We start from the raw sequence: 22,071 nt of genomic DNA on the forward strand, positions 1-22,071 counted from the left end.
GGCCGGGCGGATGGTTGCCGGGTGGGTCGGCGGTCGCGGGACCGGCCCTGGCTTGCGGGCAGGGCTGGTTCCCGCGGCGGGCTGGGAAGCTGACCGCAGTTGGTGGGCGGGGCTGGTTCGCGCGGCGGGCTGGGAAGCTGACCGCGGTCGGCGGGCGGGCCTGGTTCGCGCGGCGGGCCGCAGATGGTGGGCGCACAGTGGCTGGCGGGTGGGTCGTGGTGCGCACCGTGGCTGGCGGGTGGAGCTGGCGCTCGCGCCGAGCCGTGAGGTCGACCGCGGTCCCGGGTAGCCGCAGTTGGTGGGCTCTCGGGCCGAGCGCGGCTCGGGGCCCGGCACGCCCGCGGCTGGGGTGCGGGGTGTCAGAGGTGATGCGCCGGTGAGGGCACGTGCCGGACCGGCTGTAGCCTCAGCCACAAAGCGGAATCCTCGCCCCGTTTGAGTCGTTGGTGCCGGTGACACACCTTCGACCCGTGGAGTGCATCATGACCACCACCGCGACCGAGATCCGGCTGGCCTCGCGGCCGCATGGCTCGCCGACCTTGGAGAACTTCGACATCGTCGACGTCGAGGTGCCGCGGCCTGGCCCCGGCCAAGCGCTGGTCCGCAACCTGGAAATCAGCGTCGACCCCTACATGCGGGGGCGGATGAGCTCCGCCAAGTCCTACGCGCCTCCGTACGAGGTCGGCAAGGTGATGCTGGGCGGTGCGGTCGGCGAGGTCGTCGAATCGAACACCGACTCGCTGCGGCCCGGTGACCTGGTGCTGCACGGCTTCGGCTGGCGGTCGCACGCCCTGGTCACCGCCGAGCAGGCCGCCAAGATCGACGCCGGCCTGGCGCCGCGCGAGGCGTACCTCGGGGTGCTCGGCATGACCGGCCTCACCGCCTACGCCGGGCTCACCGAGATCGCCCGGTTCACGCCGGGCGACACCGTGTTCGTCTCGGGAGCCGCCGGTGCGGTCGGCTCCGTCGTCGGGCAACTGGCGAAGCTGAAGGGCGCCAAGCGGGTCATCGGCAGCGCCGGCTCCGCCGCGAAGGTCCGCCACCTGATCGACGACCTCGGATTCGACGCCGCGTTCAACTACAAGGACGCGCCCGTCGCCGAGCAGCTGGCACAGGCCGCGCCCGAGGGCATCGACGTCTACTTCGACAACGTCGGCGGCGAGCACCTCGAAGCAGCCATCGCCTCGGCGAACGTGCACGCCCGCATCGCCGTCTGCGGCATGATCTCGATCTACAACCTCACCGAGCCACCCGCCGCGCCGCGCAACCTGGGCCAGATCATCGGCAAGCGGCTCGACATCCGCGGGTTCCTCGTCGGCGACCACTACGACCTGCAGCCGAAGTTCCTCGAGGAGGTCGCGCCGCTGGTGCGCGACGGCCGGCTCAAGTACGAGGAGACGATCGTCGAGGGGCTGCGCAACGCACCGCAGGCCTTCCTCGACCTCCTGGCGGGCGCGAACACCGGCAAGATGCTCGTCCGCGTCTGACCGCCCGGCGCACACACGGCGGCACCAGGAGCTAGAACACCACCGTGCGGTTGCCGTGCACCAGCACCCGGCTCTCCAGGTGCCACCGCAGCCCGCGGGCCAGCGTGATCTTCTCGATGTCGCGACCCTTGCGGACCAGGTCGGGCACGGTGTCGCCGTGGTCGACGCGGATCACGTCCTGCTCGATGATCGGCCCGGCGTCCAGGTCGGCGGTCACGTAGTGGCACGTCGCGCCGATCAGCTTCACGCCCCGGCGGTGCGCCTGGTGGTAGGGCCGCGCGCCGACGAACGACGGCAGGAAGCTGTGGTGGATGTTGATCGCCCGCCCGGACCACGCCTCGCACAGCTCCGGCGGCAGGATCTGCATGAACCGCGCCAGCACGACGGCGTGCGGATCGTGCTCGTCGACCAGCTTGCGGACCTCGGCGAACGCTTCGGCTTTGTCGCCGGCCGCAAAGGGCACGTGGTGGAACGGGATCCCGTGCGCGCGGGTGATGTCGGCGAGGTTGTCGTGGTTGCCGATCACCGCGCGCACGTCGACGTCCAGCTCACCGGCCGCGACCCGGCCCAGCAGGTCGTACAGGCAGTGGCCCTCCTTCGACACCAGGATCACCACCCGGCGCCGCTCCTCGGTGTCCTCGACGCGCCAGTTCGACTCGGCCGACAGCGCCGACGCCACCTCGGCGAAGCGCGAGCGCAGCTCGTCCACACCGAACGGCAGCGAGTCCGCCCGCACCTCCTGGCGGGTGAAGAACCAGCCGGTGTCCGGGTCGGTGTGGTAGGCCGCCTCGACGATCCACCCGCCGTTGTCGGCGAGGAAGGACGACACGCGCGCGACGATGCCGGTGCGGTCGGGGCAGCCGAAGGTGATCACATAACGTCGTTCGGGCACCGCTCCATCTTCCCCGGCGCTCCCGCTCACGGTGCGGCCAGGGGCTCCAGGAGACGCACGTCACCGGTCACCGAGGCGTGGCTGGGCCGCCCCCACACCCGCCGGTACACCGCGTCGGCGGTGCCCGCGACCGTCACGTCGGCCTCGAACGCGGCCGTCACCGGATCGATCGTGCCGGGCTGACCGGGGTGCAGCACGACCCGCCACATGCGGCCGGCGTCGGCGGCGTGCACCAGCACCGAACCGGACACGGCGAACTGGTCCCACTTCGCGCGCGTCGGCAGGATCCAGGCGATCAGCTCGTCGATCCCGTCCGCGGCGAAGGCCGGGCCGAACACCAGCGACGGGACGGCCGACGGGTCGGCGCTGCCGGCCCGCGCGTGCTCGGCGTCCAGCCGGTGGATCGCCGCCTCGTGCGCCTGCCTGCGGGCCCACGAGCCGGTGGTCCCCGGGTAGCGGCCCCACGGCAGCCACGCCGGCGCCGCCGGATCGGCGAGTTCGGCCAGCAGTCCGTGCAGCTGCTCGTCCCACCAGGCCAGCAGTTCAGTCCACTCGGCGGGCGGCTGCCCGGGTGTCACGTTCTCGCCACTGGGATGCGCGATCGCGGACCGGACCCACGACTGGACCTTCGCCAGGTGGCCGACGAGGCGCTGGACAGTCCACTTCGGACAGGTCCGCACCGGCGCCTCCGGCCCGGCTTTCACCGCGGCCGCCCGCAGGGCCTGGGACTGCACCTCGATCATCGTCAGGTACTCGGCGTGCTGCATGTCGTGAGCCTAGCCGCCGCACCACCTCGATGACCCCGACCATCAGCAGGCCGATGCCGAACGACAGCAGCAGCCCCTTGGCCGGCTGACCGTTGAAGCTCGCCCCGCCGATCGCACCGATGATCACGGAGTAGACGGCCCAGATCGAGGTCCCCACGGCGTCGAGCGCGATGAACCGCGCCCACGGCACACCCATGCTGCCCGTCGCCAGGCCGCTCGCGACCCGGCCGCCGGGGATGTACCGGCCCGCGACGATCAGCAGCCCGGCGTGCCGGTCGACCTGTCCGCGGGCCCATTCGTAGCGGTCGTGCTTGCCGCCGCGGAGCCACCGGGTCAGCGCGGGCGCGGCGCCCCGGCCGACCGCGTGCGACAGGCAGTCCCCGGCGAGCGCGCCGGCGGCCGCGAGCAGCGCGAGCAACGCCAGCCTCGGCACGTCCGGACCGAGCAGCACGCCGACCGTGATCACCGTCGTCTCGCTCGGCATGAACGGCAACAGCGCGTCCAGCGCGGCCACCGCGAAGACGATCAGCCACAGCCAGGGCGAGGAGAGGGTGCCCTGGAGCAGCTCGCCGAAGTGGTCGAGGAAATCAAGCATGGGCCGGGATCCGGGTGAGCCGGACGGCGTCCTGGGCCCGCGCGGCCAGCTCGCGCCGGTCGCCGGCGGGGTCGAGCGGCGGGTGCGCGGTCAGTTCGATCCGCAGGTCGCGAGCCCGTGCCACCCGGTTCAGCGAGGGCAGGAGCGCGTCGTCACCGACGAAGGCCGCGACCGTGCTCGGCTGCCCGCCCTGCGAGTACGCGAAGGTGACCGGCCGCACCGGCGCACCGGCGTCGATCGCGGCCTGGAACGCGGCGCGCCGGAACGTCCCGCCCGGCCCGCCGCACCACGTGGTGCCCTCGGGGAACACGACGACCGACTCACCGTGGCGGAGCGCGTCGGCCAGCCCGTCGACCACCGCGGGCAGTTCCCGCAGCTCGCGCCGGGCGATGAACCGGGTGCCGCAGGCCTGCGCGAGCGACCCGATGACCGGCCACGAGCGCACCTCGCGCTTGGCCAGGAACCCCACCGGGTCGACGGCCAGGATTGCGACGATGTCCAGCCAGGACACGTGGTTCGCCACGATCAGGGTGCCGGTGCCGGCCGGCCAGCGCAGCAGGTCGGTGTTCGCGTCCAGGGTGATGCCGAGGGCGTCGAGCACCCCGCGGGCGTGCGGCCGCAGGTTCCCCCGGCGCACCCCGGCGAGGACCGAGCCCAGCGCCAGCCACCGTCGCACGGTCAGCAGTGTGCTCACCTCAGGCAGCCGGTGGGTGACGCAGCGAGGGGTACAAGGTGAAGTCACGTCCCACGGGTTCATGAACTCTCCCCGAGGAAGAACCTGCGGTAGCGCTCGCCGATCTGGTCGACCGCCAGCACGGTGAAGAAGTCGGCGACCGCGAAGTCCGGGTCGTGCGCGGGCGGTCCGCACACCCACGCGCCCAGGCGCAGGTAGCCGCGCAGCAGCGGGGGCACCTGGGCGTAGCTGGGCGGGCGCTCGGTGCGGGGGAGCGGGATCCACGGCCGGTGCGGCTCGATCCGCAGCTCACCCGGCGGGCGGTGCTTGGTCTGCGCGAGCGCCCAGGTCGCGGCCGCCGAGGTGCCGCCGTCGGCCAGCGACACCGACGCGCACCCGGCGAGGTAGCGGTAGCCGTGGCCGACGACGTAACGCGCCATCGCCGACCACATCAGGTTGATCACCCCGCCCGCGCGGTGGTCCGGGTGCACGCACGAGCGGCCGGTCTCGACCAGGTACGGCCGCAGCGGGGCCAGGCCGTCCAGGTCGAACTCCGACTGCGAGTACAGCCGCTCGGACCGGCCCGGGGGCAGCAGCCGGTAGGTGCCGACGACCTCGCCGTCGTGGATGACGGCGAGGTGCTCGCACACGTCGTCGAACTCGTCGGTGTCGAGCCCGCTGGGGTGCGGTGCGGCGCCGAACTCGGTGGTGAACACGCGGTGCCGCAGTCGCTGGCACGCCTGGACGATGTCGGAGTCCGTCGTGATGACGGCCTCGTACTGTCTGCTGAGGGTCGCGGTCATGAGGTGATCGTGTCGCCGTGCGCACCGCCTGAGCCAGGGACTTCCGGCAAGATCAGGGACAACCCGGGGAACGCCCGTACGTGCTGCCCCCGCTACCGAAGTGGGGTTGTCCCTACCACCTTTCGGGTGCCACCGTGGCCCACGGCACGGTCAGCTCGCCGAGCCGGATCCGCCGCGGCCGGGTGAGCACCGGCCAGCCGCGCGCGGCGAGCAGCCGCACGGTCGCCAGCCAGCGGGCGCGGGCGCCGAACGCCTGGTGCGGCGCAGCGGTCGCCCAGCAGGTGTCCAGTGTGGACAGCAGGTCGTGGATCCGCTCGCCCGGCACGTTGCGGTGGATCAGCGCCTTCGGCAGTCGTTCGGCCAAAGTGGACGGTTGATCGAGCGAATCCAGGTGGCAGGACAGGGTGAGTGTACGCGGACCGTCGGTGTCCAGGGTGACCCAGGTGGACAGCCGGCCGATCTCGTCGCAGGTGCCCTCGACGAGCAGCCCGCCCGGGGCGAGCCCGTCCAGGATCAGCTTCCACGCGCCCGCGACCTCGTCCTCGGGGTACTGCCGCAGCACGTTGAACGCCCGCACCAGGTTCGGCCGGGTGCCGGCCAGCTCGAACCCGCCCTGGCGGAAGTCCAGCTCCGGCGGCCGCGCGGCCGGCTGCGCCACCGCGACCCGCTCCGGATCGATCTCCAGCCCGAGCACGCGCACCCGCGGGTGCACCCGCCGCAGCCGGGCCGCCAGCTCGACCGTGGTCACCGGGGACGCGCCGTACCCGAGGTCCACGACGAGCGGGTCCGGCGCGCGGCGCAGCGCGGCCGACACCTCGGGGGTGCCGGCCAGCCAGCGGTCGACGCGGCGCAGGCGGTTGGGGTTCGTGGTTCCTCGGGTCGGCGCGCCTACCGGGCCGCGCGCCCCAGCCATTCTCGGCTGAACCGGGCCTCGCGGGCCAGCAGCTTGGTCAGCTCACCGGCGACGAAGCTCTCCAGCTTGCCGCCAACCAGCGGGATCTTGACCTTGACCTCACCGCGGGTCTCCACCACGGCGCCGTCGCCCCGGGGACGCAGCTCGGTGCGCGCGGTGATCTCGCCGGGCATCCCGCTCACCGTCGCCCGCGCCGTGCCCGTGTAGCCGTTCCCGCTGCGGGTGAAGGTGTGCTCGCGGTCGACGTAGAGGTCGCCGGGCTGCAGTTTGCGGACGATCTGCGGGAGCTTCTCCGCCTCGATGCCCTGGCGCAGCGTGAAGCGCGCGCCGTCGTCGTCCGCGGAATGGCTGAGCAGGGCGCTGTTCTTGCCGCCGATCTCGGCGAGGCGGGCGGTCAGCGCCTCCTCGCTCGTCTCGGCCCGGAACACCTCGGAGACACCGTGGGAGTACTCCGCGCGGTGCTCGATACGGGATGCCATGAGGCCAGACAGTACCGTTTGTCCTCGTGAGCCGTCTTGACACGCCGACCCAGACGACCCTGGCCGAACACACCACGCTGCGCCTGGGCGGGCCGGCCCGCGCGTTCGTGGTGACCGAGACCACCGAGGAGCTGCTGGCCGCGGTGCGCTCGGTCGAGGGCCCGGTGCTGCTGCTCGGCGGCGGGTCGAACCTCGTCGTCGGTGACGACGGCTTCCCCGGCACCGTGGTCAAGATCGCGACCAGCGGCTGGCGCGTCGACGGCGACGAGGTCGAGGTCGCGGCCGGGCAGAACTGGGACGAGTTCGTCGCGGCGACCGTCGAGGCCGGGTTCGGCGGGCTGGAGTGCCTGTCCGGCATCCCCGGTTCGGTCGGGGCGACGCCGATCCAGAACGTCGGCGCCTACGGCTGCGAGGTCGCCGACCTGCTCACCTCGATCCAGTGCTACGACCGCCGCACCGGCGAGGTGCGCACGATGACCGCGGACGAGCTGGGCTTCGGCTACCGCACGAGCGTGCTCAAGGGCGAAAGCTGGGGGATCGTCCTCAGTGTCCGGTTCGCCCTGCGTGCCGACGGGCTGTCCGCGCCGATCCGCTACGCCGAACTGGCCCGCACGCTGGGCGTCGAGCAGGGCGCGCGGGTCCCGGCGGCCCAGGCGCGCGAGGCCGTGCTGAAACTCCGCCAGGGCAAGGGCATGGTGCTCGACGCGTCCGACCACGACACGTGGAGCGCCGGCTCGTTCTTCACCAACCCGATCGTCGCCGAGATCCCGCCGGCGCTGCGGGGCGTGGAGATGCCGCGCTACCCGGCCGACGGCGGCGTGAAGCTGTCCGCCGCGTGGCTGATCGACCGGGCGGGCTTCAGCAAGGGGTACGCGGGCCCGGGCGGGCGGGTGTCGTTGTCCACCAAGCACACGCTCGCGCTGACCAACCGGGGCGGCGCGAGCACGGCGGACCTCCTGGCGCTGGCGCGCGAGGTCCGGGACGGCGTGCACGACCGCTTCGGCGTCACACTGCGTCCCGAACCCCTGCTCATCAACTGCGCCCTGTAGTCACTCGCGGTGGGCGCGGCTGCCGTTCAGCTGCGCGCGCGGCTTCATGACGATCGTGTCGAGGTTCACGTGCGACGGCCGGGTCACCGCGAAGGCGATCACGTCGGCCACGTCCTCGGCGGTCAGCGGCGTGAGGCCCTGGTAGACCTTCGCGGCGCGCTCGGTGTCGCCGTCGAAGCGGTTGGCGGAGAAGTCGGTCTCGACCATGCCCGGCACGATCTCGGTGATCCGCACCGGGTCGCCCAGGTGCTCCGACCGCAGCGTGCGGTGCAGCGCCGACTGGGCGTGCTTCGCCGACGTGTAGCCGGAACCGCCGTCGTAGACCTCCTGCCCGGCGATCGACGTGACGGTCACCACGTGGCCGTCACCGGAGGCGATCAGCTTCGGCAGCAGCGCCTTCGTCATGCGCAGCGTGCCCAGGACGTTGACCTCCCACATCCAGCGCCAGTGGTCCTCGTCGGCCTCTGCCACGCGCTCCAGGCCGCGTGCGCCGCCCGCGTTGTTGACGAGAACGTGGCACTCTGGAACCCGCTGGACGAACGCGGCAACCGAACCGGGGTCGGTGACGTCCAGTACGTGTGCGGTTCCGGACAACTCGGCGGCCAGCTTCTCCAGGCGGTCGAGGCGGCGAGCCCCGAGCACGACGTGGAATCCGGCCTCGGCGAGGGCGCGGGCGGTCGCCTCGCCGATACCCGCGCTGGCGCCGGTGATCACTGCGGTTCGCTTGGTCGTCATACCGCACATACTCCCAGCGGGGGACACGCCGGTAACGCGGCAGGCCCGGGCGTCGCTTGACGTCCGGGAGAGGTAGTTGAGTGCGGAGGTAACAGGTGATCGAGAGGCGCACGGTGTTCAAGGCCGCGCTCGCCGCCGGTGCGGCGACCATGGCCGCGGCGTGCACCAGCGGCGGCGAGGACGGTGGCGCGCAGACCGGGGGCGGTGCGACGACGGAGGCGCCGCCGGTCGCGGTCATCACCGCCGAGCCCGCCGCGGACGCGAAGAACGTGCCCGTGCTGCAACCCGTCACCGTGAAGGTCGCGCAGGGCACGCTCACCGAGGTCAAGCTGACCAACGCCGACGGCAAGGCCGTCGAGGGCAAGCTCAGCGACGACAAGACGACCTGGACCAGCAGCGAGTCGCTCGGCTACGACAAGACCTACACCTACACCGCCTCGGCCACCGGCACCGACGGCAAGCCGGTCACGCTGACCGGCAGCTTCGCGACGCTCAAGCCCGCCTCGACGGTGCGCGTCACCCTGAACCCCACCGACGACGTCACGGTGGGCGTCGCGATGCCGGTGAGCGTGAAGTTCACCAGCGCCGTGAAGAACAAGGCCGCGGTGGAGCGGGCGCTGAAGATCGAGACCTCCACCGACGTCGAGGGCTCCTGGGGCTGGCTGTCCGACCAGCAGGTGGACTGGCGGCCGAAGGAGTACTGGCCGGCCGGCACCACCGTCAAGGTCGAGGCGAAGCTCTACGGGGTGGACCTCGGCGGCGGGGCCTACCCGCGGGCCGACGTCACCACCGAGTTCAAGATCGGCCGCAACCAGGTGGTCAAGATCCACACCCCGGACCACAGGATGAACGTGTACCGGAACGGGTCCCTGTTCAAGAGCTACCCCTGTAGCAACGGCAAGGACTCGGACGTGAACCTCAACACACCGAACGGCACCTACATCATCATGACCAAGGAGCCGAGCGCGATCTTCGACAACGCGCGGTACGGCTACACCAACGTCAACAAGAAGTGGGCGTGCCGGTTCTCCAACCACGGTGAGTTCATCCACGAAAACCAGGACAACGCGGCCAACATCGGGCGGGCCAACACCTCGCACGGCTGCGTCAACCTGCTGGAAGCCGACGCGAAGAACTACTTCGACTCGGCCCTGATCGGCGACCCCGTGGAGATCACCGGGTCGCGGCTCGGGCCGGTCGTCACCTCGGACGTCATGGACTGGCTGGTGAGCTGGAGCGCCTGGCAGGCCAAGTCGGCCCTGTGACGTATTCGCACCGCTGGGAAGATGTCGGGGGCCCGTGGGTGTTGTCGTTCACGGGCTCCGCTTCGATGCGGAAAGCGACTGACACGGGAGTTGAACCAGGTGACGATCTCGCTGCGCGGATCCCGACGGACGCGAACGAGCTGGCCGCGCAGGGTCGCGGTGCTGTCGGTGCACACGTCACCCCTGGAGCAACCCGGCACCGGTGACGCCGGTGGGATGAACGTCTACATCACGCACACCGCGGTCGAGATGGCGCGGCGCGGGATCGCCGTCGAGGTGTTCACGCGCGCGACCTCGTCCGAGCAGCCGCCGGTGGCCGAGCTGGCGCCCGGGGTGCTGGTGCGGCACGTCCCGGCCGGCCCCTTCGAACCTCTGACCAGGGACGAGCTGCCCGCGCAGCTGTGCGCGTTCACCTCCGGTGTGCTGCGCGCCGAGGCGTTCCACGAGCCCGGCTACTACGACCTGATCCACTCGCACTACTGGCTGTCCGGCCAGGTCGGGTGGCTCGCGCGGGACCGCTGGGGCGTGCCGCTGGTGCACACCGCGCACACGCTGGCGAAGGTCAAGAACGCCGCGCTCGCCGAGGGCGACAAGCCCGAGCCGCGCACCCGCGTGATCGGCGAGGAGCAGGTGGTCGCCGAGTCCGACCGGCTGGTGGCGAACACCCCGGTCGAGGCGCGGCAGCTGGTGGACCTCTACGGCGCGGCCCCGGAGCGGGTGCACACGGTGGCGCCCGGGGTGGACCTGAACCGGTTCGTGCCCGGTTCGCAGTCCGGCGCCCGCCGGCGGCTCGGGTTGCCGCGCGATGCCGTGGTACTGGCCTTCGCCGGGCGGATCCAGCCGTTGAAGGCGCCGGACGTGCTGCTGCACGCGGCGGCGCACCTGCTGGGGCGGCAGCCGGAGCTGCGGGAGCGGTTGGTCGTGCTCGTCGTGGGCGGGCCCTCGGGGACCGGGCTGGAGCAGCCGCAGGCTCTGCGTGAGCTGGCGGTGTCGCTGGGTATCCAGGACGTGGTGCGGTTCCTGCCGCCGCAGGCGGGTGAACGGCTGGCGGAGGTGTACCGCGCCGCGGACGTGGTGGCGGTGCCGAGCTACAACGAGTCGTTCGGCCTGGTCGCGCTGGAGGCGCAGGCGTGCGGGACGCCCGTGGTGGCGGCCGAGGTCGGCGGGCTGCCGGTGGCGGTCGCGCACGGCGTGTCCGGGCTGCTGGTGCCCTCGCACGGGGCGCGGGACTGGGCCGGGGCGCTGGCCAGCGTGGCGTTGCGGCCGGACCGGCGGGCGGAGCTGGTGGAGAACGCGCTGGTGCACGCGCGGCGGTTCTCGTGGGCGCGCACCACGGACGCCCTGTTGGACGCGTACGCGGCGGCTTCGCGCACGCTGGCCGCGCTGCACGAGGAGGTCGCGGTATGACGCTCGACAAGGTCGTCCGGACAACACTGGACCAGGCGGACCTGAAGTACGACCGCAAAGCCGAGGGCAAGTACTTCGTCACCCTCCCCGGCACGAAGAAGCTGCAGACCAACGCCTGGCTGATCGAACGCGACCACGCCTTCGCCGTGGAGGCCTTCGTCTGCCGCCGCCCCGACGAGAACCACGAGCAGGTCTACCGCTTCCTGCTGCGCCGCAACGCGAAGCTCTACGGCGTGCACTACACGGTCGATGCGCTGGGTGACATCTACCTGGTGGGCCGGTTCGGCAAGGACGCGGTGACCGAGCCGGAGCTGGACAAGATCCTGGGCCAGGTGCTGGAGGCCGCGGACGGCGACTTCAACACGATCCTCGAACTGGGCTTCGCGACGAGCATCAAGCGCGAATGGGACTGGCGAGTCAGCCGAGGCGAAAGCCTGGCGAACCTACAAGCATTCAAACACCTGGTAGAGCCAGAAACGCCCCACGACCCCGGCACCCTGACCAGTGACTGACAAGCCACCCTGGTCCAAACCCACGGTGCCCAGCGCCCGCCAACGCAAGAAGCTCGCACCGTGGGGGTTTGGGGGGTCGCCCCCCAAATGCAATGGCGAACGCCCGCTCCGGGAAGCGAGCGCAGCGAGCGAACAGGAGGAGCGGGCGGAGCGGCTTGAGGGAGGGGGAGTCGCGAACTCAAGCCGCCCCGCGAACGCTCCCGCCGCTTCTGGACCCGGTGGCGAGGGGGAGTGCCAACGGGGCCGGCGGGGCCGCAGCCCGGCAGGGGGGAGACAGGCTGCGGTCGTACCCCGCGTCCGGCTGGGGAGTGCGTGGAATTCCAGCCGAGCGGGACGTAAGCCAACTTGTCAGATGTCCACCAGTAATCACAAGACTACTGGTTACTCCGTTCGAGTGATTCTCACTGTCTGTGTTAACGGTGTGCAGCAAGTGTCACTTTCGTGACCGGTGTTCAACAGGTCAAGGAGTGGTTTGGCGAACCTCTACCGGGTGGTAACACACTGTCGGTAGAAAGCTCCGGGCGTCATCCGGTCGCTCGGCGTGTTCTGGCAGGCTAGCGGGTATGGCCGAACTTGGGACGCTGGTGCTGCTCCGCCACGGGCAGAGCACCTGGAACGCCGAGAACCTGTTCACCGGCTGGGTCGACGTGCCCCTGTCCGAGCTCGGGCAGCAGGAGGCCCGCAAGGGCGGTGAGCTGCTCGCGGAGAGCGGGCTGCTGCCCGACGTCGTCCACACGTCGCTGCTGCGCCGGGCGATCTCGACCGCGAACATCGCGCTCGACGTGGCCGACCGGCACTGGATCCCGGTGCGCCGCGACTGGCGCCTCAACGAGCGGCACTACGGCGCGCTCCAGGGCAAGAACAAGAAGCAGGTCCGGGACGAGTTCGGCGAGGAGCAGTTCATGCTCTGGCGCCGCTCCTACGACGTGCCGCCGCCGCCGATCGAGCGCGGCAGCGAGTTCAGCCAGGACACCGACGTCCGCTACGGGCCGGACGCGCCGCTGACCGAGTGCCTGAAGGACGTCGTGGCGCGGCTGCTGCCGTACTGGGACTCGGCGATCGTGCCGGACCTGCGCGCCGGCAAGACCGTGCTGGTCGCCGCGCACGGGAACTCGCTGCGCGCCCTGGTCAAGCACCTGGACGGCATCTCCGACGACGCCATCGCCGGCCTGAACATCCCGACCGGCATCCCGTTGCGGTACGACCTGGACGCGGACCTGAAGCCGGCCAACCCGGGCGGCACGTACCTCGACCCGGAGGCCGCGGCCGAAGCCGCCGCCGCGGTCGCCAACCAGGGCCGCTGAACCCAGCCGCGAAGGCCGGTCCTCCACGGGGGACCGGCCTTTCGCGCGTTCGGGGGCGCATCCGTCCGGGACCTGCGCCAGGTGTGCCGGCGCGCGAGGGCGGCGCTAGATCAGTCCCAGCTCGCGTGCTCGCGCGCCGGCCTGGAAGCGGGACGTCGCGCCCAGCGCGGCCATCAGCTCGGCCACCCGGCGCCGGTAGGTGCGCACGCTCAGCCCGAGCGCCCGCGCCGCCGTCTCGTCCTTGCTCCCGGATGCCAGCTCGTCGAGTATCCGCGGCGCCAGGGCCCTCACCTCGCGGAACTCGGTGTCGTAGATCGCCAGCTCGGTGCCGGCCCGCCAGGCCGCGTTGAACAGGCCCGTCACGCTGCCGATCACCTCGGGGCTGGTCACCACGCTGTACCCACGCTCGCCGCCGGACGCGTCGCCCGCCAGGATCGCCACCTTCCGGTCCAGCACGATCGTCTCGTTGATCTCGTCCAGCGTGATCCGGATCCGCGCGCCCATCCGCTCCCGCTCACGCAGGTGCGCCACCCCGCCCGGCTGCAGCAGCGACGCCGGCCGGTACAGCTTCCGCACGCTCCGGCCGGTCAGGTCCCGCCGGGTGTGCGGCACCCGGTGCGCGGCCGCCCACGTGTGCAGGTCGTTCGCGGCGCAGAAGATCTCCCGCGCCGAGGAGAACAAGTGCGCCGTCCGCGCGAACAACTCGGCCTCGCCCCGCACCAGGACATCCATGACAACCAGTGTGGCAGCAAGTTGCCAACCCGAGGCGTCACCACGATCGCCGCACCAGGCTGGAGCCATGACCGAAACGATCAACGCCGCCGCGGCCGGCACCTGGCAGCTGGGCGATCTCACCGTGAACCGCATGGGCTACGGCGCCATGCGCCTGGCCATCTCCGGCGACGGCAGGCTCGACCGCGACCAGGCCATCGCGGTCCTGCGCCGGGCCGTCGAGCTGGGCGTCAACCACATCGACACCGCCGCCTTCTACTTCTCCCCGCTGCGCTCGGCCAACGAGCTGATCAGCACCGCGCTGAACCCCTACCCGGACGATCTGGTGATCACCACCAAGGTCGGCCCCGGCCGCGGCCCGGACGGCGAGTTCCTCCCCGAAGCACGCCCCGAGCAGCTGCGCCTGCAGGTCGAGGAGAACATCCGCCAGCTCGGCCGCGAGGTCCTCGACGTCGTCAACCTGCGCATCGGCAGCACCCTGGACCGCGGCGCCGGCTCACTGGCCGACCGGTTCGGCGCGCTCGCCGAGCTGCGGCAGCAGGGCCTGATCCGGCACCTGGGCATCTCCAACGTCGGCCCGGAGCACCTGGCCGAGGCGCAGGCCATCGCGCCGGTGGTGTGCGTGCAGAACCAGTACGGGCTCACCGCCCGGCGCGAGGACGACGACTTCGTCCGCCTCTGCGCCGAGCAGAAGGTCGCGTTCGTCCCGTTCTTCGCGATCGCCGGCGGCACCGAGGACCAGACCGTCCAGGCCGTCGCGGACGACCACGGCGTCACCCCGGCCCAGGTGCGGCTCGCCTGGACCCTCCACCAGGGACCGAACGTGCTCGCCATCCCGGGCACCGGCAGCGTCGGGCACCTCGAGGAGAACATCGCGGCGGCGTCGCTGCGGCTGTCCGAAGAGGATCTCGCACGGCTCGACGGGGTGAATGGTCACGAGCCGGGACGAGGTGAGTAAACGCAGGTTGAACCGGGTGCGAACACGCGTTGTGAAGGTGTCACAGCCATCACGAGAAGGCAGCCGGGACTAGGCCAAACGGCCACTTCCATGCTTACGATTCACCCGTGAGTGCACCCGGTGCGGTCCTGCTGGCCGTCGGCTGTCTGCTGGTCGGCCTGGTCGCCGGTTTTCTCGTTCCGCAGGTGCGGAAGCGGCGGGCCCAGCGGCGGCCGAGCGGTCCCACGGTCGCCGAGCTGCTGCTCCGGCTGGTGCGCTCGTCGAACAACGGGATCCTGGTGCTGAACCGCTTCGGCGACCTGGTGCTGTTCAACCGCCGCGCCGAGGCGCTCGGACTGGTCCAGGCCAATCGCGCCGATCCGCGGGCGCGGGTCGCGGCCGAGCAGGTCGAGGAGACCGGCGATCCGATGGAGATCGACCTGTCCCCGCTGGAGGCCCGTGGCCGCCAGCCGGAGGCCGTGGTCGCCGAGATCCGCCCGCTCGGCGAGGGGTTCACCGTCGTCGAGGCGGTCGACCACTCCGAGGCCGCCCGGCTGGAGGCCGTCCGGCGCGACTTCGTGGCCAACGTCAGCCACGAGCTGAAGACCCCGGTCGGTGCGATCGCGCTGCTCGCCGAGGCGGTGCTGGACGCGGCGGACGACGTCGAGGAGGTGCGCCGCTTCGGCGGCAAGATCCTGCACGAGTCGACCCGGCTGGGCACGCTCGTCAGCGAGCTGATCGCGTTGTCCCGGCTGCAGGGCGCCGAGCGGCTGCCCGACCTGAACGTGGTCGAGGTGGACGCCGTCGTGCGGGAGGCCCTGGGCCGCACCCGCCTGTCCGCGGAGTCCCGCGAGATCGAGATCACCACCGACGAGCCGAGCGGCCTGCTCGTCGAGGGCGACCGGACGCTGCTGGTCACGGCGTTGTCGAACCTGCTCGACAACGCCGTGAACTACTCCCCGCAGGGCAGCCCGGTGTCGATCAGCCGCCGCCTGTCCGGTGGCATGGTCGAGATCGCGGTGACCGACCGCGGCATCGGCATCGCCGAGGAGGACCAGCAGCGGGTCTTCGAACGCTTCTACCGCGCGGACAAGGCGCGCTCGCGCGCCACCGGCGGCACCGGGCTCGGCCTGGCCATCGTCAAGCACGTCGCCGCCAACCACGGCGGCGAGGTCAAGCTGTGGAGCATGCCGGGCACGGGATCCACGTTCACCCTGCGGATCCCGATGCACCAGTCCGGGCGCAACGGGGACGGAACCCCCGCGGCCCCGGACGACCAGACCCCCGCGCAGCTGTCGCGGCTCGTCGTCACCGCCGCGAAAGACGGCCGGAACCAGGGAGGAAAGTAGTGACGAGAGTGCTCATCGTCGAGGACGAGGAGTCCTTCGCCGACCCGTTGGCCTTCCTGTTGCGCAAGGAGGGGTTCACGGCCGCGGTCGCCACCACCGGCCAGCAGGCCCTGGACGAGTTCGACCGCAACGGCGCCGACATCGTCCTGCTCGACCTGATGCTGCCCGGCATGAGCGGCACCGACGTCTGCAAGCAGCTGCGGCAGCGCTCGGCCGTGCCGGTGATCATGGTGACCGCGCGGGACAGCGAGATCGACAAGGTCGTGGGCCTGGAGCTGGGCGCCGACGACTACGTGACCAAGCCGTACTCGGCGCGCGAGCTGATCGCCCGCATCCGCGCGGTGCTGCGCCGCGGCGGCGAGACCGGTGGCGAGGGCGAGCTGGCGCCGCTGGTGCTCGCGGCCGGCCCGGTGCGGATGGACGTCGAGCGGCACGTGGTCACCGTCGACGGCGGCGAGGTGTCGCTGCCGCTCAAGGAGTTCGACCTGCTCGAGTACCTGCTGCGCAACGTCGGCCGGGTGCTCACCCGCGGTCAGCTGATCGACCGGGTGTGGGGCGCGGACTACGTCGGCGACACCAAGACGCTGGACGTCCACGTCAAGCGGCTGCGCTCGAAGATCGAGCCGGACCCGGGCTCACCGCGCCACCTGGTCACCGTCCGCGGCCTGGGGTACAAGTTCGAGTCCTGACAAGCGGAGGTGGCCTATCCGGCACTTTGCGGCCGCACACGGTGCGGACCGGTACCGTAGGGCTTTGTGCGCCTAGGGGTACTCGACGTCGGGTCCAACACCGTCCACCTGCTCGTGGTGGACGCGCACCGTGGCGCGCACCCGACGCCGATGCACTCCGAGAAGACCGTGCTGCGGCTGGCCGAGCAGATCACCAGGAACAACCACCTCTCCAAGCAGGGCGCGCAGGCGCTGGTGGCCGCCATCGAGGAGGCGAAGGTCTCCGCGGCGAAGCTGGGCTGCGAGGAGCTGATGGCGTTCGCCACCTCGGCGGTCCGTGAGGCCGACAACAGCTCCGAGGTGCTGCGCAAGGTCGCCGACGAGACCGGTGTCGAGCTGACCGTGCTGTCCGGTGTTGACGAGGCGCGGTTGACTTTTCTCGCGGTACGCCGGTGGTTCGGCTGGTCGGCCGGTCAGTTGCTGGTGCTCGACATCGGGGGCGGTTCGCTGGAAGTCGCGATGGGGATCGACGAGGAGCCGGCACTGGCGGAGTCGCTGCCACTCGGCGCGGGCCGGATCACCCGCACCCGGTTCGCCCACGACCCGCCCACGCGCTCCGAGCTGGTCTCCACCTCGGCCTGGCTGGAGGACCAGCTCGCGCCGCTGGCGAAGCGGGTGGCGAAGTTCGGTGTCCCGGACCGCGTGGTGGCCACCTCCAAGACCTTCCGATCCCTGGCCAGGCTGACCGGGGCGGCTCCCTCCGCAGCCGGTCCGCGGGTACGCCGTACCCTGTCCCAGACCGCACTGCGGCAGCTCATCGCGTTCATCTCCCGGATGGAGGCGGCCGACCTCGCCGAACTGGAAGGGGTCAGCGCGAGCCGCGCGCACCAGCTGGCCGGTGGCGCGCTGGTGGCGCAGGCCGCGATGCGGGCGCTGTCGCTGGAAGAACTGGAGATCTGTCCCTGGGCGCTGCGAGAGGGCGTCATCCTGCGGCGACTTGATCACTCCAACGGTGACGAGGCGACTGTTCGGCGCGGCAGAACCACCGGTGACAGCAACCGGCTGGACCTCGGTGAGCTCGATCAGGCACGGTGAAAGGCGGAAGGATGCGTAAGGCGGTGGTGGGCGTGTGCGGTACACGAGCCCGCGTCTTGTGGCCCTACGCGCTGTTTGGGATGACACGATGAGCCGAGAGAGCCGAGAAGACCGCTCGCAGAAGACCGTCGCCGAGCTGCTCGCCCTGCACGGCGGGAACATCGAGGGCAGGCGGCGCCGCCGGCGCGCGGCCGACGACGACGCGCCGGAGGAGAACGACGGCCCGCGTCGCGCCCAGGACCCGACGGAGACCGGTCCGCAGGCGATCATCGACCGGGTTCGCGCCAACGGCGCGCCTCCCGGGCCCAACGGGGCGCCGCCGGGACGCAACGGCGGGCGGCGCGCCATGCCCGACTCGCCGGGCAGGCAGGACTCGGGTGGCTTCCGCCGTCCCGAGCCGGGCCCGCCCGCGCCGCCGGTTCCCCCTGGCCAGCCCGTTCCCCCTGGTCAGCAGAGCTCGGCCGCCATGCCGCGACCGGTCGTGCCGCCGGAGAACCCCGGCCAGCAGAGTTCGGCCGCCCTGCCGCGGCCGGTGACCCCCGAGCCGCCTGGGCCGCCGGTTCCGCCCGTTTCCCCAGGCCAGCCCGTTCCGCCTGGTCAGCCCATTTCTCCTGGTCAGCCGATTTCTCCTGGTCAGCAGAGTTCGGCGGCCCTGCCGCGGCCGGTCGCGCCCGACTCCGGTGTCCCGCCGCGCCGCGGCCAGCAGGACTCGGGTGGCTTCGCGCGCCCGAACACCGGCGCGCTGCCGCCTCCGCCGCAGGACTCCATGCCGCTGCGCCGCCCGCATCCGCAGGACTCCGGTTTCGTGCGTCGCCCGCCCCAGGAGTCGGGTGCGCTGCCGCTGCCGCCGCAGGAGTCCGGCGCGTTGCCGGTGCCGCCCGCGGAGGCCGTGCCGCCGCCACTGCGGCGCCGTCCGCCCGGCGAGGAGACCGGCACCGGGCTGGCCGCGCGCCTGGACGGCCTCGACGTGCCGGTCGACCCGGACGCCCCGCCCACCGGGGGCCGTGCCACCGGCACGTTCCCGCCGCCGCGGCGTCCGCGTCGCGCCCCAGCGCGCGTCTCGCCGCCGCCGGACCCGAGCACCGAGCAGTTCGAGCCGGTCGGCGAGGTCAAGCCGGTCGACGACCCGGCCCCCGACGCGCCGCCCGCCGGGCTGTCCGCGCCGCCGGCCGGTCTGCAGCGGTGGCGCCGTGGCCGGGAGGAGGCGCCGGCCGAGGAGGACACCGAGGTCGGCCTCATGCCGCCGGTGCGGGACACGCCGGACGCCGACGAGCCGACCGGGTTCCACGCGCCGCCGCATCTGCCCGGCCGCCCGCCGCAGGACGACCCCGGCGAGGCACTGGAGGCCACCGGCTTCCACGACCCGTTCGCCGACGATGACGACGACGTGGACGAGTTCGACCCGGCCGGGGAGGCAGCCGAGCAGCCCTACGACTACGACGACGAGCCCGAGGAGGCCGCCGACGAGCCGGCCCGCGCCAAGAAGCGGGAGCCGGAGCCCTCGCCCGCCAAGCAGTGGCTGTCGATGGCCGGTCAGCTGGCCGGCGGCGTCGTCGGCGGTGCGGCCGTGTGGCTGGGCTTCAACTGGCTGTGGGGCCAGATCCCGGCCGCCGCGCTGATCGCCGCGCTGGTCGTGATCGTCGGGCTGGTGTGGATCGTGCGGCGCATCCGCCGCGCGGACGACATCCAGACCACGGTGCTCGCGGTGCTGGTCGGTCTCGTGGTGACCGTCTCGCCCGCGGCGTTGTTGCTCTTGTCGAGGTAGTGCGAGCGTGCCGGTACCGATCGGGATGTCCACCGCGTCGGTCTGGCCGCTGCGGGCCGGCGCCGGTTTCGAGCTGGCCCAGCGGCTGGGTTACGACGGGGTCGAGGTGATGGTCTGGGTCGACCCGCTCAGCCAGGACGTGGCGGCGCTGCGGCGGCTGTCCCGGCAGACCGGGGTGCCGGTGCTGTCGGTGCACTCGCCGTCGCTGCTCATCACGCAGCGGGTGTGGTCGCCGGACCCGGTCGTGCGGCTGCGTCGCAGCGTCGAGGCGGCCATCGAGCTGGACGCGCGCACCGTCGTGGTGCACCCGCCGTTCCGGTGGCAACGCCGCTACGGCGACATGTTCGCCGACCTGGTGGCCGAGCTGGAGGACGAGACCGGGGTCGAGATCGCGGTCGAGAACATGTTCAAGGTCCGCCCGCCGGGCGGCCGCCGCGACGCGCGGGTGTCGGCGTTCCGGCCGTCGATCGACCCTACGGAAGTCGGGTATCGCCACTACACGCTCGACCTGTCGCACAGCGCCGCGGCCGGCATGGACGCGATGGCGCTGGCCGAGCGGATGGGCAGCGGCCTGACGCACGTGCACCTCGCGGACGGGACGGGTGTCCCGAAGGACGAGCACCTGGTCCCGGGCCGGGGCAACCAGCCGTGCGCGGAGCTGCTGGAGAAGCTGGTCGCGAGCTCGTTCACCGGTCAGGTGGTTCTGGAGGTCAACACGCGGCGCGCGGCGAGCGCCGTGGACCGGGCCCGCGATCTGGCCGAGGCGCTGCTGTTCGCCCGCTTCCACCTCGGTCAGTGAGTCGTATTACAAGATCAACTTCTCCGGGTGGGTGGCGGCCCGGATCGTGGGCTTCCGATAGATGAACACGTAAAGTTCCCGCTGTGAACCCGCTGCGCTCGCTGATCCTCGCCGCCGCCGGAAGCGAGGTGGTCCGCCACCTCGTGGCGACAACCCCGGGAACCTCCGGAGTGGTCGAGCGGTTCGTCGCCGGGAACACGGTCGCCGAAGCGGTGACGCGTGTGGGCCGTCTGGTCGACGACCGGTTGTGGGTGACGCTGGACTACCTCGGCGAGGACGTCACCGAGCCCGCGCAGGCCGAGCAGACGGTCCAGACCTACCTGGCGCTGCTGGACCGGCTCTACGCCGAGGGCCTGGCCGCGCGGGTCGAGGTCAGCGTCAAGCTGTCCGCGCTGGGCTTGCGGCTGGACGAGCGGCTCGCGCTGGACAACGCCTACCGGGTGTGCGCGGGGGCCGAGCAGTGCGGCACCACGGTGACGCTCGACATGGAGGACCACACCACCACCGACGCGACGCTGCGCGTGCTCGGCGAGCTGCGCCGCACCTGGCCGTGGGTGGGCGGGGTGCTGCAGGCGTACCTGCGCCGCACCGAGGACGACGTGCGGGCGCTGGCGGTGCCGGACTCGCGGGTCCGGCTGTGCAAGGGGGCCTACGCCGAGCCGGACGAGGTGGCGTTCTCGCGGGCGCACGAGGTCGACCTCAGTTATGTCCGTTGTGCGAACTTGCTGCTGTCCGGTGACGGTTACCCCATGTTCGCCACGCATGACCCGCGGTTGATCGCGATCCTGGCCGAGCGCGCCCGCTGGTACGGCCGCAAGCAGGGCAGCTACGAGTACCAGATGCTCTACGGGGTCCGTCCGGACGAGCAGCGGCGCCTGGCCGGTGAGGGGGAGACGGTGCGCGTGTACGTGCCGTTCGGGGAGCACTGGTACCCCTACCTGATGCGGCGGCTCGCCGAGCGGCCCGCCAACCTGCTGTTCTTCCTGCGCGCGTTGGTCAGCCGTTCGTGAGCGCGGCAGAGGTTCCGGACCCGGCGTCCTTCGAGGCCGCGTGCGCGGTCCGGTCGCTGGGCGACGGCACGCTGACGGCCGATCTGCGGCACGAGTGGTCCATCGGCGGCCACCCGCACGGGGGATTCCTGATCGCGTTGATGGCTCGCGCGGCGCTGGCGGTGCTGTCCGAGCGGGGCGAGCCGTCGACGGATCCGCTGGCGGTGAGCGCGGAGTTCCTGCGGCCGCCCGCGATCGGCCCGGCGCTGCTGCGGACGGACATCCGGAAGGTCGGCCGCCGCGCGACGGTCGTCGCGGTGCGGCTGGAGCAGCGCGGGCGCAGCTGCGTCGAGGCGACGGTCACCACCGGACGGCTGCCGGTGCGGCGGGCGGACTGGGCGGACCTGCCGCAGATGCCGGTCGAACCGCCGCCGCGGGCGATCCACCTGGCCGGGGAGACGTCGGAGGGCGTGTTCAACCTGGCGAAGGGCTGCGACGTGCGCATCGACCCCGCGACGGCCGGGTACCTGGCCGGCCGCAACGGTGATCCGCCGCGGCTGCGGCTGTGGGTCAAGCCGCGCTACTCGGTGCCGGACGCGTACTTCGCGCTGCTCGCGGGCGACATCAACCCGCCGGTGGTGTTCAACCTGGGCCGGCTGGGCTGGGCGCCGACGGCCCAGCTGACGGCGCTGGTGCGCGCCCGCCCGGCCCCCGGATGGCTCCGCGTGCAGGTCGACTGCCGCACGGTGCAGGAGGCGTGGTTCGACTCGGACGCGACGGTGATCGACTCCGCCGGACGGCTGGTCTGCCAGGCGCGGCAACTGGCCCTGGCCCCGGCGCCCTGACGGGTACGCGT

General features: G+C 72.1%; 22 protein-coding genes and 1 pseudogene. 14 read left to right on the forward strand and 9 right to left on the reverse strand.

Going from position 1 to position 22,071, the window contains the following annotated elements:
• Window positions 1–482 precede the first annotated feature (482 nt).
• Window positions 483–1,487 carry an NADP-dependent oxidoreductase gene (locus D0D28_RS20155; protein WP_162830527.1) on the forward strand — a complete coding sequence of 335 codons (1,005 nt, stop codon included), beginning with the start codon at window positions 483–485 and terminating at the stop codon, window positions 1,485–1,487.
• Window positions 1,488–1,518: 31 nt separating this feature from the next.
• Here the strand turns inward: D0D28_RS20155 and purU are convergent, their stop codons facing one another.
• The 7 genes and pseudogenes from purU to D0D28_RS20190 all read right to left on the reverse strand — a co-directional run bounded on the left by purU (window position 1,519) and on the right by D0D28_RS20190 (window position 6,609).
• The gene (gene purU, locus D0D28_RS20160; RefSeq protein WP_094003689.1) at window positions 1,519–2,379 is read right to left on the reverse strand and encodes a formyltetrahydrofolate deformylase; all 861 of its coding nucleotides are present in this window, start codon (window positions 2,377–2,379) and stop codon (window positions 1,519–1,521) included.
• A gap of 26 nt (window positions 2,380–2,405) precedes the next feature.
• Window positions 2,406–3,146: a maleylpyruvate isomerase N-terminal domain-containing protein gene (locus D0D28_RS20165; RefSeq protein ID WP_346009491.1), complete on the reverse strand. Its 741-nt coding sequence runs from the start codon at window positions 3,144–3,146 to the stop codon at window positions 2,406–2,408.
• A gap of 124 nt (window positions 3,147–3,270) precedes the next feature.
• Window positions 3,271–3,741, reverse strand: a pseudogene (locus tag D0D28_RS36895) (DedA family protein); the annotation flags it as partial.
• On the reverse strand, window positions 3,734–4,417 hold the full coding sequence (locus D0D28_RS20175) for a lysophospholipid acyltransferase family protein (protein WP_116111641.1): 684 nt from the start codon (window positions 4,415–4,417) through the stop codon (window positions 3,734–3,736). The pseudogene D0D28_RS36895 and the gene D0D28_RS20175, both read right to left, overlap by 8 nt.
• 77 nt (window positions 4,418–4,494) lie before the next feature.
• The gene (locus D0D28_RS20180) at window positions 4,495–5,217 is read right to left on the reverse strand and encodes a GNAT family N-acetyltransferase (protein WP_116111605.1); all 723 of its coding nucleotides are present in this window, start codon (window positions 5,215–5,217) and stop codon (window positions 4,495–4,497) included.
• A gap of 112 nt (window positions 5,218–5,329) precedes the next feature.
• Window positions 5,330–6,130: a class I SAM-dependent methyltransferase gene (locus D0D28_RS20185; protein ID WP_116111606.1), complete on the reverse strand. Its 801-nt coding sequence runs from the start codon at window positions 6,128–6,130 to the stop codon at window positions 5,330–5,332.
• Window positions 6,106–6,609 (reverse strand): DUF2505 domain-containing protein, encoded by a 504-nt coding sequence (locus D0D28_RS20190; RefSeq protein WP_116111607.1) that lies wholly within the window; start codon window positions 6,607–6,609, stop codon window positions 6,106–6,108. Before D0D28_RS20190 ends, D0D28_RS20185 begins: the two co-directional genes overlap by 25 nt.
• 26 nt (window positions 6,610–6,635) lie before the next feature.
• Between D0D28_RS20190 and D0D28_RS20195 the strand changes: the two genes are divergently transcribed.
• Entirely contained in the window at window positions 6,636–7,658 is a 1,023-nt protein-coding gene (locus tag D0D28_RS20195; RefSeq protein WP_116111608.1) for a UDP-N-acetylmuramate dehydrogenase, read from the forward strand.
• Here the strand turns inward: D0D28_RS20195 and D0D28_RS20200 are convergent, their stop codons facing one another.
• Window positions 7,659–8,393 (reverse strand): SDR family oxidoreductase, encoded by a 735-nt coding sequence (locus tag D0D28_RS20200; RefSeq protein ID WP_094003696.1) that lies wholly within the window; start codon window positions 8,391–8,393, stop codon window positions 7,659–7,661.
• Between the two features lie 95 nt (window positions 8,394–8,488).
• Here D0D28_RS20200 and D0D28_RS20205 point away from each other — a divergent pair, with 95 nt between their 5' ends.
• From D0D28_RS20205 to D0D28_RS20220, 4 genes are all read left to right on the forward strand, one after another.
• Window positions 8,489–9,658 (forward strand): L,D-transpeptidase, encoded by a 1,170-nt coding sequence (locus D0D28_RS20205; protein ID WP_116111609.1) that lies wholly within the window; start codon window positions 8,489–8,491, stop codon window positions 9,656–9,658.
• Between the two features lie 99 nt (window positions 9,659–9,757).
• Window positions 9,758–11,065 carry a D-inositol-3-phosphate glycosyltransferase gene (mshA, locus tag D0D28_RS20210; RefSeq protein WP_430732401.1) on the forward strand — a complete coding sequence of 436 codons (1,308 nt, stop codon included), beginning with the start codon at window positions 9,758–9,760 and terminating at the stop codon, window positions 11,063–11,065.
• Window positions 11,062–11,577 carry a YbjN domain-containing protein gene (locus tag D0D28_RS20215; protein WP_116111611.1) on the forward strand — a complete coding sequence of 172 codons (516 nt, stop codon included), beginning with the start codon at window positions 11,062–11,064 and terminating at the stop codon, window positions 11,575–11,577. Before mshA ends, D0D28_RS20215 begins: the two co-directional genes overlap by 4 nt.
• A gap of 563 nt (window positions 11,578–12,140) precedes the next feature.
• Window positions 12,141–12,881 carry a phosphoglyceromutase gene (locus D0D28_RS20220; RefSeq protein ID WP_094003700.1) on the forward strand — a complete coding sequence of 247 codons (741 nt, stop codon included), beginning with the start codon at window positions 12,141–12,143 and terminating at the stop codon, window positions 12,879–12,881.
• Window positions 12,882–12,986: 105 nt separating this feature from the next.
• On the opposite strand, the gene D0D28_RS20225 is transcribed toward D0D28_RS20220, so the two are convergent.
• On the reverse strand, window positions 12,987–13,613 hold the full coding sequence (locus D0D28_RS20225; RefSeq protein ID WP_094003701.1) for a helix-turn-helix transcriptional regulator: 627 nt from the start codon (window positions 13,611–13,613) through the stop codon (window positions 12,987–12,989).
• 67 nt (window positions 13,614–13,680) lie between these two features.
• Here D0D28_RS20225 and D0D28_RS20230 point away from each other — a divergent pair, with 67 nt between their 5' ends.
• The 8 genes from D0D28_RS20230 to D0D28_RS20265 all read left to right on the forward strand — a co-directional run bounded on the left by D0D28_RS20230 (window position 13,681) and on the right by D0D28_RS20265 (window position 22,060).
• Entirely contained in the window at window positions 13,681–14,571 is an 891-nt protein-coding gene (locus D0D28_RS20230; RefSeq protein ID WP_116111612.1) for an oxidoreductase, read from the forward strand.
• A gap of 107 nt (window positions 14,572–14,678) precedes the next feature.
• Window positions 14,679–15,899: a sensor histidine kinase gene (locus tag D0D28_RS20235; RefSeq protein ID WP_162830528.1), complete on the forward strand. Its 1,221-nt coding sequence runs from the start codon at window positions 14,679–14,681 to the stop codon at window positions 15,897–15,899.
• Window positions 15,899–16,588, forward strand: coding sequence for a response regulator transcription factor (locus D0D28_RS20240; RefSeq protein WP_094003703.1), 690 nt, complete (start codon window positions 15,899–15,901; stop codon window positions 16,586–16,588). Before D0D28_RS20235 ends, D0D28_RS20240 begins: the two co-directional genes overlap by 1 nt.
• A gap of 66 nt (window positions 16,589–16,654) precedes the next feature.
• On the forward strand, window positions 16,655–17,662 hold the full coding sequence (locus D0D28_RS20245) for a Ppx/GppA phosphatase family protein (RefSeq protein WP_116111613.1): 1,008 nt from the start codon (window positions 16,655–16,657) through the stop codon (window positions 17,660–17,662).
• Between the two features lie 88 nt (window positions 17,663–17,750).
• The gene (locus D0D28_RS36210) at window positions 17,751–19,427 is read left to right on the forward strand and encodes a hypothetical protein (protein ID WP_205413311.1); all 1,677 of its coding nucleotides are present in this window, start codon (window positions 17,751–17,753) and stop codon (window positions 19,425–19,427) included.
• A 25-nt stretch (window positions 19,428–19,452) separates the two neighbouring features.
• A complete protein-coding gene (locus D0D28_RS20255) occupies window positions 19,453–20,226 on the forward strand; it encodes a sugar phosphate isomerase/epimerase family protein (protein WP_094003706.1) in 774 nt (257 codons plus the stop codon).
• An 83-nt stretch (window positions 20,227–20,309) separates the two neighbouring features.
• Window positions 20,310–21,236 carry a proline dehydrogenase family protein gene (locus D0D28_RS20260; RefSeq protein ID WP_094003707.1) on the forward strand — a complete coding sequence of 309 codons (927 nt, stop codon included), beginning with the start codon at window positions 20,310–20,312 and terminating at the stop codon, window positions 21,234–21,236.
• Window positions 21,233–22,060 carry a thioesterase family protein gene (locus D0D28_RS20265; protein WP_094003708.1) on the forward strand — a complete coding sequence of 276 codons (828 nt, stop codon included), beginning with the start codon at window positions 21,233–21,235 and terminating at the stop codon, window positions 22,058–22,060. Before D0D28_RS20260 ends, D0D28_RS20265 begins: the two co-directional genes overlap by 4 nt.
• Window positions 22,061–22,071: the final 11 nt, after the last annotated feature.

This window comes from Amycolatopsis ruanii (genome assembly GCF_003385175.1).
Classification (GTDB): Bacteria; Actinomycetota; Actinomycetes; order Mycobacteriales; family Pseudonocardiaceae; genus Amycolatopsis_E; species Amycolatopsis_E thermalba.

What these genes read in the sequence shown, in the direction of transcription:
- D0D28_RS20155 (WP_162830527.1), top strand. Translation starts at nt 483, where the DNA reads ATGACCACCACCGCGACCGAGATCCGGCTGGCCTCGCGGCCGCATGGC.
- D0D28_RS20165 (WP_346009491.1), bottom strand. Translation starts at nt 3,146, where the DNA reads ATGCAGCACGCCGAGTACCTGACGATGATCGAGGTGCAGTCCCAGGCC.
- D0D28_RS20180 (WP_116111605.1), bottom strand. Translation starts at nt 5,217, where the DNA reads ATGACCGCGACCCTCAGCAGACAGTACGAGGCCGTCATCACGACGGAC.
- D0D28_RS20185 (WP_116111606.1), bottom strand. Translation starts at nt 6,130, where the DNA reads ATGGCTGGGGCGCGCGGCCCGGTAGGCGCGCCGACCCGAGGAACCACG.
- D0D28_RS20190 (WP_116111607.1), bottom strand. Translation starts at nt 6,609, where the DNA reads ATGGCATCCCGTATCGAGCACCGCGCGGAGTACTCCCACGGTGTCTCC.
- D0D28_RS20200 (WP_094003696.1), bottom strand. Translation starts at nt 8,393, where the DNA reads ATGACGACCAAGCGAACCGCAGTGATCACCGGCGCCAGCGCGGGTATC.
- D0D28_RS20215 (WP_116111611.1), top strand. Translation starts at nt 11,062, where the DNA reads ATGACGCTCGACAAGGTCGTCCGGACAACACTGGACCAGGCGGACCTG.
- D0D28_RS20220 (WP_094003700.1), top strand. Translation starts at nt 12,141, where the DNA reads ATGGCCGAACTTGGGACGCTGGTGCTGCTCCGCCACGGGCAGAGCACC.
- D0D28_RS20225 (WP_094003701.1), bottom strand. Translation starts at nt 13,613, where the DNA reads ATGGATGTCCTGGTGCGGGGCGAGGCCGAGTTGTTCGCGCGGACGGCG.
- D0D28_RS20230 (WP_116111612.1), top strand. Translation starts at nt 13,681, where the DNA reads ATGACCGAAACGATCAACGCCGCCGCGGCCGGCACCTGGCAGCTGGGC.
- D0D28_RS36210 (WP_205413311.1), top strand. Translation starts at nt 17,751, where the DNA reads ATGAGCCGAGAGAGCCGAGAAGACCGCTCGCAGAAGACCGTCGCCGAG.
- D0D28_RS20255 (WP_094003706.1), top strand. Translation starts at nt 19,453, where the DNA reads ATGTCCACCGCGTCGGTCTGGCCGCTGCGGGCCGGCGCCGGTTTCGAG.